The sequence below is a fragment of the Micromonospora sp. CNZ303 genome, assembly GCF_004345505.1.
Window position 1 is genome coordinate 1 of record NZ_SLVT01000051.1, and the last position, 1,438, is coordinate 1,438.

A 1,438-nucleotide genomic window follows, 5' to 3' on the forward strand; every position below is an offset into this window, starting at 1 on the left:
CGGGGCAGGAGTGGCCGGTGCGGGTGGACCGGTTCCTCGACGGTGACCTGACCGAGGCGGACGTGGACCGGTGGGTGCAGTCGGCGTCGGTGCTGCACTCCAACGGCGACGCGCTGGACATCGCGGTCGCCGACGGCCGGATCGTCGGGGTGCGGGGCCGGGCGGTGGACCGGATCAACCGGGGCCGGCTCGGCCCCAAGGACCTGTACGGCTGGCAGGCCAACCACAGCCCCGACCGGCTGGCCCGGCCGCTGGTGCGCGAGGGCGGCCGGCTCGTCGAGACGGACTGGGACACCGCGATGGGCCGGATCGTGGCCCGGTCGAAGGAACTCCTCGACGGTCCGGGCGGGTGGGGACACTTCGGCTTCTACACCACCGGCCAGCTGTTCCTGGAGGAGTACTACGCGCTGGGCGTGATCGGCAAGGCCGGGCTGGGCACGCCGCACATGGACGGCAACACCCGGCTCTGCACCGCCACCGCCGCCGCCGCGATGAAGGCGAGCTTCGGCACCGACGGCCAACCCGGCTCGTACACCGACGTGGACCACTGCGACGCGATGGCCCTGTGGGGGCACAACGTCGCCGAGACCCAGACGGTGCTCTGGATGCGGATGCTGGACCGGCGGCGGGGCCCCAACCCGCCGGCGATGCTGGCGGTCGACCCGCGCGCCACCCCGGTGGCGCGGGAGGCCGACCTGCACCTCGCCGTGCGCAGCGGCACGAACGTGGCCCTGATGAACGGCCTGCTCCGGGAGATCATCCGGCGTGGCTGGTACGACCGGGACTACGTCGAGGCGCACACGCTCGGCTTCGAGGAGCTGCACCGGATCGTCGACGGCTACCCGCCCCGGCGGGTCGCCGACATCTGCGACGTGCCGGCCGCCGACGTGGAACGCGCCGCCGAGCTGCTCGGCACCTCGCGGCGGCTGCTGTCGACGGTGTTGCAGGGCTTCTACCAGTCCAACCAGGCCACCGCCGCCGCCTGCGGCGTCAACAACCTGCACCTGATCCGGGGCATGATCGGCCGGCCCGGCGCCGGGATCTACCAGATGAACGGCCAGCCCACCGCGCAGAACACCCGGGAGACCGGCGCCGACGGGGACCTGCCGGGCCTGCGCAACTGGGAGAACACCGCGCACATCGAGGAACTGGCCCGGCTCTGGAACGTCGACGTCGACGTCATCCCGCACTGGGCGCCCCCGACGCACGCCATGCAGATCTTCCGGTACGCCGAGCAGGGCTCGATCAAGCTGCTCTGGATCAGCGCCACCAACCCGGCGGTGTCCCTGCCGGAGCTGTCGCGGATCCGGCGGATCCTGGCGAAGCCGGAGCTGTTCGTGGTGGTGCAGGACCTGTTCCTGACCGAGACCGCCGAACTGGCCGACGTGGTGCTGCCCGGTGCCACCTGGGGCGAGAAGACCGGCACGTTCACCAGCGT

1 protein-coding gene is annotated in these 1,438 nt (G+C 72.3%); it reads left to right on the plus strand.

What is annotated here, in order from left to right; genetic code table 11:
- Nucleotides 1–1,438: molybdopterin-dependent oxidoreductase (locus tag EV374_RS32340; RefSeq protein ID WP_165947973.1), on the plus strand; the 1,438-nt coding region annotated here is incomplete at both ends.